Genomic DNA, 8,699 nt, shown 5'->3' with positions numbered 1-8,699 from the left:
CTCAGCAATTCTGAGAATGCCCTCCACAATACTTTTCTCCGTAGGAATGCGGGTACCATTTTTGGTTGCCTCTGCCCAACTAAAGTGACCACCAGTGATAATCGCCTCCGATAGGTAAACCGTTTTGTCATATCCAGGCAACTGAATTGGACCAGTCTTGTCAGAGTTAATCTTAATTAAGTCAGATTGTTGTTGATCCTTAGGTGCGTTATTGGGTTCACTGCCTTCAATTTCAACATGGTCACAGAAGACGTACCAGGTTTTTAATGGTGGTGTGCCTAAAGCAACATTGGCCAGGACAACCTGAATATGCTTATTCTCTGCTGGCTGATCCGATGTAATCTCAAACTCAGTGTTTGCCTTGACGAAAACTTTTTGTGAGTCTTTCAGCTGATAGGACTGTTGGGTGCTTGTTTTAAAGAAAGTATCGCTCAGTACTCTTAGCCTAATAGCTGTCTGTGGCCTAGTGCCTCGACTTTCTGGTTTCCGAGATTGTTGCCGAAGTACAAAATTACTCGGTAACTGAGTGCCATTGGGCAGTTGTACAACAGCAGACTTCCCCACAGAGACTAATTTGCGATCAGCATCATCCTGCCAGCGACGAGCAAATTCAGTTAGCACTGATGGCGACTGCTGTTGTTGCAGCCAAGCTAGTGCTGCATCTTGATGAGGCAGTTTCCCATAACCTTTGAGCATATCCAGGAACTGAATTGATCCCGTGTTGCTTGCCTGTTGCCAATTAACAGAACTTTGTGGAGTGGCAAATTGTAACCGTTGATTAAGCATTCCTTGGTAATACAGATACCAAACAATTGCTGCTGCTCCGATCTTGTGCCCTTGACCATAGGAGTCATTACTGTTACCTACCAGCAATTGATTCCTATGTTGTGAGCTACTAAAGTGATTGGTGCCATTCCAGAGGTACTCGGAATTATTCCCCCCCTTAGCATCACGGAAACCATTCCACAGCTCAAACCCCCATAGCATTGCACCGATTGAGTGGTCTTTGGCAGTGTGGAACTGTTTCCAGCGCAGTGCATCAATCGCACTCTCAACAAACGTGTATCGTTGTCCGTTAGCTGGTGGCTCAATCGGTCGTCCTTGTGGGTAGCGAATTGTTCTATTAGTTAAAGAGTCGCCATTGTGCAAGTGAGCGTCTCGAAAGTCCAGCTCTCGATAGTGCAAAATTCCGACAAACCACCAAGGCACTCCCGTTTGCCGTTCTACTAATCTGTAGTTTCCTTGCCGTTGGAGGATTTCTTGAGCAATGCGGCCAGTTGGCTCTAGGCAGTTTCGCCTGAGCTGACAAGTCGCAAAAAGTTGTTCATATTGAGGTTTGAGAGTACGAAGCCGGAAATCCCTAGACATTTTTATTTTGACTTTAGGACATGATATAATTGTTAGGTAGTGTTCTTGTGGGGTGAGCTACAAAATATTTGGTTTTAGGGAGTAGGGAGTAGGGAGTAGGGAGTAGGGAGTAGGGACTTCGGAGCAGGGACTTCGGAGCAGGGAGCAGGGACTTCGGAGCAGGGAGCAGGGGATTATTTTTATAACTGAATAATATCCAATTTAAATGGGCAACAGCTTACCAATTACTAATTACCCTCAATCATTCCATTAATCAGTAACCCCTGTTTTTTATTGTATCTTTATTTTTTTTGTATTGATGGTATTTTAGCTATTATTTTTATTTAAGTAATTTATTTTAAAGCGTTTTTTTTGTAATTAATCAAGGGTTTATATAGGTAAAAATACGGTTTTTTATTAGTAGTATTAGATAGTAATAAATTCATAAATCGCTATTCCCTATTCCCTATTCCCTATTCCCTACTCCCTATTCCCTACTCCCTACTCCCTACTCCCTAAGACTACCGTATAATAATATAATAGATAAAGCCTAGTCTTGATTCCCACTGTCAGCCAATCTATTATGCTTAAAAAGTTCTTTGCCAAAATCCTCTCTGAGGACTGAGCAACCTCCAGACTGTGAGATATCCCAGTTATCCCCTACTTCCTTGACCCTGATCGCTGATTTCTTTAAAGTCTTATCTGAAGTAAGTCGCTTGCAGATTATCTGTTGTCTGAAGTCCGGCTCAAAAAAATGTTAGTCAAATTATCGAAGAAACAGGCTTAGGTCAAGCCAATGTATCCAAGCATTTAAAAATCCTGGCTAAAGCAGGGATTGTAACTCGCAATCAACAAGGAATCAATGTCTTCTACCAAATAGCTAATCCCTTTATCTTTGAGCTATGTGAGCTAGTGTGTGATTCCCTGTCACTGCAAATAGAGCAACAACATCAACAGCTAGAGCAACTCAAAGCGATGCAGCAATCTTTTTAGTGACCTTGGTAATTGGTAATTGGTAATTGTGATTACTCCCGAACTATTGCCCATCATTCAACTCCAATTCCCCTCCCGTTATACCCGTTCGCGCAGCGTCGGGCTTTGCCCGAAAGGGTTAGCGGGAGATGGGGCAAACAGCTATGGGTTGACGTAGTGTCTCGAAAGGAGAATCGCTACGTCAACGCACACATACTTGATAATTAATCCTTGATAATTAATCGCTCTTCTATAGCTTTCCAAGGATTCCCTAAAAGCCAAGACAACACCCCAGTAAGAAATGCGATCGCAAACCATACCCATGACCGATATATTATAATAACCACAGACAGGATAGCAATCAGCAACAAGGCTACTTGCACTACCAGGGAAATCAACTTCTGGCGACTACCATCACCCTTTTTAATCCCTGATGATTGGCTAATCTGTTGCCACCAATAAAATAGTTCTAAGGATTTATTCAAGACTTGATAGATCAAACTACTACCGAAGCCTGGAGTGCGATCGCCTAATACAGTGATCAGCATATCTCGCAGAATCAGGGCAGCTCGGGTAGCGAGATTTGTGAGGATAGTACTGGGAATATCATTTGAGAATGTCTCTGAACCCACCTGGTAATGGTTGAGAAAGAACTTTTCTTTACCCTGGGGTAAGGAGTCAATGCTTTTCCTAGCTAATTCCTGAGCTGCTAGTAGACTAATGGTTTCACTAAAACTACCCTCAACTAGACTATACTGGGGTATTGTGGTTTGACTTGTGGTTAGACTATCGTTAGGAGCAGCAGGTTGAACTCGCTGGTTACTCCACTCTAGTTGTTCAGAAATTTCATCTTCAATCACATTCTGTAGGTCAGTGCTGAGAATATCACGATGTCCTTCCAAGACTAAATCATCCAGTATTGTTTTAATATCAGCTTCAGAAAGATCTGGATTAGGAGTTGCCAGCTTACGTAGATGATCTTTAATTTTATCCTGGTGATCAGCCGTAGCGTTAGGGAAAGACTCTTGAATTAAAAAATCTAAGTACTGTTCTTTAAACTGATCAAATTCTTCTCCCGCTTCAGGAATGTTATATTCTTGAGCTTGTCGTTTCAAAAAATTAGGAAACTTAGCAATACCTTCAGGAGTAAGTAAAGCTTCCACTATCCGGTTTAATCCGTCTAAGCGCCCCCACATAATATCATTGGAACGCCAAGACTTTTTAAAGAAACCGCCAAAAGCATTTAAGGTATTTCCCGCGAGTTTACTATCTAATTTTTGCCCTTTACCAAAACCTAGCTGAGCATCATCTGGACTAATCCGAATCGTCTCGATCAGGTCTTTTTCCTCAATTTCAGATAGATACTCAAAGGGATACAGAACTTGATCGAGTTCTCGAAATCGTTTAAAACGAGTCAATATTTCTTCAGACTGATTTAGCCCACTTAGTTCAATGAATTTTTCTGATGCTTCCTCTATCTTGCACAAAACGGAGGAGTATTGTTTTCCATTATTTTCATTATCGTTATCTTTATATTTTTCAGCAAGCCAGATTTTTTGAAGTTGATTTGGTTCTTGCTCTAGTTGATTAACTTTTTGCTGAAATTGTTCAAAAATGCTGGAAATTAGTGGCTGGGGCAACCAGTCCATGGTGGTTTTTCCAACTGTCTGGGTTTCAGATTTAGCAGCTAATTGTTCTGCTGCTTCTGGTAATTTTTGCAATAAATAGGCTGGGACTTTTTCTAAATAAGATTGCTGATGGTTTTGTGGTACAAATTCTGCTAGCCCCTTAGCATCGAGCAAGAAACGGTATAACCGGAGTAGACGGTTGTAAATCTGACTACGCAGATTATCCGTAGACTCTGAACTTTGATTCGTTTGAAAGGATGATATCAGGTCATAGAAGGATTGACTAACCTGGGGATGATTCAACAGCTTAGTTAATGCCATCTTAAGGACTTCTAGGAGTTTAATGTGACGACCTAGCCTTAAGGCTAGGGATTGGAGCGTTTTATACTCTGATAATGATGGATCCTGATTCATCAACTGACAAACTTTTTTAACGATATAGAAGTGCTTCCTTAAGGCATATTCGATATCGAGATTGCTAATCTGTTGACTAGGGTCTTGGAGAATAATGTCGTGATTTTCCCGTTTTTCCGGTTCAGTAATGTGTTGCGTCAGTAGCTTAGCTATTTGATCTAAAAGGACTTGCTTGTTTAAGGTTTCTTGGTAAGATTTGGTGCTACTGACTTGAGACATTCTCAAGACTAGAGGTAATGTGCGATCGCGTAAGCTAATCAGACGACTACGCCAATAAATTCCCGTCTCAACTGGGAGCGTTGTCTGTTGGGAGTTGTCAGCCTTAGCAAATAAGGGGGATTCCGCATCTGCTAGTAGAGACTGGTAGCGCTGGATTTTCTGGTTACGGTCTTTGATTAACCCCAAATCATTACTAATACTTTCATAGGTCGGTATTCCTAACAACGACTCCTGGATCACCTCCCAGACATCAGGCTTTGGCATCTGATTAAACTTTTGGCTGCCAGCAAAATTATCTGGACTGGGATCGATATAAAATAACTTGCGCTCAACTGGATAATAGTCGGCACGATAATACATTTCTTTGATGGTATAACTGAAAGGCCGATTATCTAGCACCCCTCCATCCACAAAGTGCAATTGATACCCACCGGTTGGAGGGGTTTCCGGTAACTTGCGATTGTTAAGGATTCCCCATTCTACTAACTTGGCATCGACCTGATTGCTAGGATTATCTAACTCAACGGTAACTACAGGGAAGGCAACTGGAAAACACGATGTAATGCGACACAGTTTTGCCAGAGCTTGATAGGTGTCTTTGACAGTGGAATGGTTTGGGTTTAAATTGGGATTAAAGGGCTCTTTGCGACCTTGACGGTGCTTGAGATGAAAGATAGTGCGGTGGTCTTTAAGATCAATCACCCGTCCGGTATCATCAAAAACGGTATCAACCCGTCCTATAACATCAGTTCCTGTCACAAATAAATCTAATTCATTAAACGAAGATACCCACTCGTCTGAGGGTGCTTTCTTTTTATTAATCTGCCCTTGTTCAAAGGCTTTAGCTAGGGCATCTTGATAGTAGCCCTTGCCATCTAAAATAGATTCCCCATCATTTTTACCTTGACTAAGGCTAGGTTGATGCATGAGCTTGCGGATGTTGCCATTTTCCCGCCAAATTTGGGCAAAGTTTTCAAAATCGATTACTTCATCCTGACTACTATTGGTCAAAGCGTAGCTAAGCAGAACCCCATTAATCCCTCCCGCTGACGTGCCTGAGAGAATATCAACAACAATATCAGAATCGGTGAGAGCTTTAACAAGTTTATAGATACCTCGACCGCGAACAGCATTATAAAATTCTCGGCAAACACCGTTCATATAAATGGCTAGAGAGACTCCACCATAAACCACTAGTCCTAAGCGCAGTTCTCTGCTAAATTCTGGCTTGCGAAAGTTTTGGCTAGACATAACATGGCTCTCCAATTAGGGACGTTACCGTGAGTTACTAGCTAAATAGTACTGAACTGCTGCTGACACAACCTGCGGAAATCATCCCCCCGATGTTCAAAGCTTTGGTATTGGTCAAAGCTAGCACAGGCGGGAGAGAGCAGGACAACACCCGCATTATACTGTTGAGCTAGTTCTGCTGCTCTTGGTACTGCCTTCGCCATAGTTTCCACAATTTCGTAACTGGAGTAGCCAGCTTCCTTAAGGCGTGTTGCAAAAGCAGGTGCAGCTTCACCAATTAGTAAGACAACCGCTGCTTTGAGTTTAATGGTCTCAATCCAACTGGTATCATCACCAGCTTTGGCTTCACCACCAGCAATTAGAATAGTCGGTGCAGCTACTGAGGCTAAACCGACTTGAGCCGCATCATAGTTGGTGGCTTTACTATCATTGATGAAGTCTATCCCCTGCCAGGTAATCACCTTTTCTAGGCGATGGGGCACACCAGGAAACTTGGCAATGGCGGATGCGATCGCATTTTTCTCAATTCCTGCCAATCGTGCTGTTGCCACTGCCATTAATAAATTTTGTCGATTGTGATCTCCGACCATCTGTAAGGATTTCACTGGCAAGATCGGTTCTGAGTCTGCTATCACCCAGTCATCTTGGATGTAGGCCCAAGGTTGAAAATTCCTGTCCCCCTGACCACCTGTGATACTGATCCAATAGGCATCGGGCCAATAGTTTACTCCCAAATTCCCCAGGTAAGGGTCATCCCCATTGATAACTTGTAACTGGGAGCGACGCAGTAAAGATGCCTTGATGTCATAATAGTTTTCCAGGGTTTTGTGGCGGCTGAGGTGGTCAGGGGTCAAGGTTGTCAAGACACCAATACGAGGGGCAAGGTCTTTGGAAGATTCGATTTGGTAACTACTGATTTCCCCAATTACCCAATCGATTGGGGATGTTTCCTGGGCTTTGCCATTGATTTCTGGTGCTAGCAGTAGTTCGCAAGCCGCATAACCAATGTTACCGCAGGCGGGGGCATGGAAACCAGCTTCTTGAAAAATAGCAGCAATCAGGGAGGTAGTAGTAGTTTTGCCGTTAGTACCAGTAACAGCTACCCATGGACAGGATTGGAGATAACGCCAAGCTAGTTCAATTTCCCCTATGGTTTCAATGCCTTGGGTCCTGGCCGCAACTAACACTGGTATATCCCAGGGAACACCAGGACTAACTACAATTAGCTGGGGTAAGTCTGAAGAGTCTAGGGTTAGGGAATAACCCAGTTTAAGGTTAATTCCGTCTCTGGCAAGCTGTTGTTGTTGGTGTTGCCAGTCTTCTGGGGTATAACGTGCAGCGATGCGTTCAGGGCTAGCGGCATCGCTGAGAGTGACATCCCAACCTTCTTTTCTTAGGAGTCTTGCGGCTGCAAGACCTGACCGTCCTAATCCAATAACATCAGCCTTAGGCATACTTTGATTGGTAGTGCATCTGATGGTTTGCCGTTTTAACTATACCAGTTATAGGGGTTTTAACTTGGGTAAGTTACTTACGCCCTTGGGATTTTAGAGAGTAGGGAGTAGGGAGTAGGGAGTAGGGGGAATAAACTTGACTTTATCTTATAAGTATGATTAACGCTATAATTCTTTATTACTTGACATTAATATGACTTAAATATTATCCAAAAATCTCGAATGTTTTAAAAATAGTTCCTTGCCCAATCTCGCACTGTTCGCCGAATTGCCCGCCTACCATCAGCCCGATGGCGCTCAATTAAACTAGGAAGCTCTTGAATCGGCAACTCAGGAAAAACCCTACTCTTTGCTTGTTCTACATACTCACCCTCTTGCAGTAAGTAAATTGTTAGTTTGCCAGAATCATAGCACCAGATTTCTGGGACTCCTAAGCGAGAATAGATTGGCAAACGAGGCAGTGATTTACTAGTTATATCAATTTCTAGAGCGAGATCTGGGGGGGGATCTTGGTTGATATCTAAGTCCAACCTGCCTCGAATCGCCGCTTCATTTTGGATATAAAAACAATTATCTGCTTCTAGCCCAGCTAAGCTACTCTCTCGCCGCCAGGTTGTTGACCCTAAACTTTCGTAGTCCAAATCTAGTTCATCTGCCAGGTCTTTAACTAAGTCACCAATCACCTCTTTATAATATTCATGTTCAGGTAAGGGAGTCATAATCTCAATGGTACCATAATCATAGGCTAAACGAGCAGAGCGATGGTCACCTAAATCCAGCAGCAGATTTTCAAACTGTTCCCAGGAAATGTTATGTAAAACCACCCGATCTGCTCTCGGTTTCGTCACTACCATTAGTTTGGTCTCCGAAGCTAATAATAGGTCATTTTTTTATTATATAATTACTCTCTATAGCAGTTATCAATTGGGGAAGTTACAACGTGCTGATAACTGCTAAGCATCCTCTCTATCAAGCTGAGAAAAAAATTTTTTGACAGGGATTGTGGACAATTCAATGTTCCAAAAGAACCGCTTCGCGAACGCAATCGCAACCACCAGCTGATTGAGAAGAACTTCGGTATGGGATTTAAAACTATACATTATATCAAAGATCAACAAAGCTCAACAGATGCTGGGTTTAGCACCCCAAAAACTCCAGCAGCTTCAAGCCTTAGGGGAAGATGGGGATTTGAGCTTGCCATTTGATCCGATAAATTTTAACATAAATTAATGTAAGACAATATTTCTCAACATATTAACTATGGCTACTTCAGAAGAACAACGCAAACAGAAAATCATGGAGCACCTGCAGAAAACTACGGAACTGCCTCAGGAGCAGCCTTCCTTATATTCAGAGGCTAAGAAGCAGATAATTATGGAGCACATCAAAATGACACGAGGTTAAGGCAAACCCC

The 8,699-nt window shown here is 42.6% G+C and carries 5 protein-coding genes and 1 pseudogene; 2 read left to right on the top strand and 4 right to left on the bottom strand.

Features of this window, described 5'->3' with window-relative positions:
- A partial coding sequence (locus LYNGBM3L_RS44995; RefSeq protein ID WP_048815213.1) for a hypothetical protein occupies window positions 1-1,368 on the bottom strand: 1,368 nt, incomplete at its 3' end.
- A 593-nt stretch (window positions 1,369-1,961) separates the two neighbouring features.
- On the opposite strand from LYNGBM3L_RS44995, the pseudogene LYNGBM3L_RS36255 reads away from it, so the two are divergent.
- Window positions 1,962-2,340: pseudogene (locus tag LYNGBM3L_RS36255) on the top strand (ArsR/SmtB family transcription factor).
- A gap of 19 nt (window positions 2,341-2,359) precedes the next feature.
- Window positions 2,360-2,497 (top strand): hypothetical protein, encoded by a 138-nt coding sequence (locus LYNGBM3L_RS43260; RefSeq protein WP_154659748.1) that lies wholly within the window; start codon window positions 2,360-2,362, stop codon window positions 2,495-2,497.
- A gap of 46 nt (window positions 2,498-2,543) precedes the next feature.
- On the opposite strand, the gene LYNGBM3L_RS10870 is transcribed toward LYNGBM3L_RS43260, so the two are convergent.
- The 3 genes from LYNGBM3L_RS10870 to LYNGBM3L_RS10860 form a co-directional block, all read right to left on the bottom strand.
- Complete coding sequence (locus tag LYNGBM3L_RS10870; protein WP_008182379.1) at window positions 2,544-5,831, bottom strand: patatin-like protein; 3,288 nt, start codon at window positions 5,829-5,831, stop codon at window positions 2,544-2,546.
- A gap of 41 nt (window positions 5,832-5,872) precedes the next feature.
- Window positions 5,873-7,285 (bottom strand): UDP-N-acetylmuramoyl-L-alanine--D-glutamate ligase, encoded by a 1,413-nt coding sequence (gene murD / locus LYNGBM3L_RS10865; RefSeq protein ID WP_008182378.1) that lies wholly within the window; start codon window positions 7,283-7,285, stop codon window positions 5,873-5,875.
- 227 nt (window positions 7,286-7,512) lie between these two features.
- Window positions 7,513-8,139, bottom strand: a complete 627-nt coding sequence (locus LYNGBM3L_RS10860) for a Uma2 family endonuclease (protein WP_008182377.1) — start codon at window positions 8,137-8,139, stop codon at window positions 7,513-7,515.
- Window positions 8,140-8,699: the final 560 nt, after the last annotated feature.

It is taken from the genome of Moorena producens 3L (assembly GCF_000211815.1).
GTDB classification, from domain to species: Bacteria; Cyanobacteriota; Cyanobacteriia; order Cyanobacteriales; family Coleofasciculaceae; genus Moorena; species Moorena producens.
This window is presented reverse-complemented; position numbering and strand designations above follow the sequence as displayed.

Coding starts and splice junctions, on each gene's coding strand:
- LYNGBM3L_RS10870 (WP_008182379.1), bottom strand. CDS start 5,831: ATGTCTAGCCAAAACTTTCGCAAGCCAGAATTTAGCAGAGAACTGCGC.
- murD (WP_008182378.1), bottom strand. CDS start 7,285: ATGCCTAAGGCTGATGTTATTGGATTAGGACGGTCAGGTCTTGCAGCC.
- LYNGBM3L_RS10860 (WP_008182377.1), bottom strand. CDS start 8,139: ATGGTAGTGACGAAACCGAGAGCAGATCGGGTGGTTTTACATAACATT.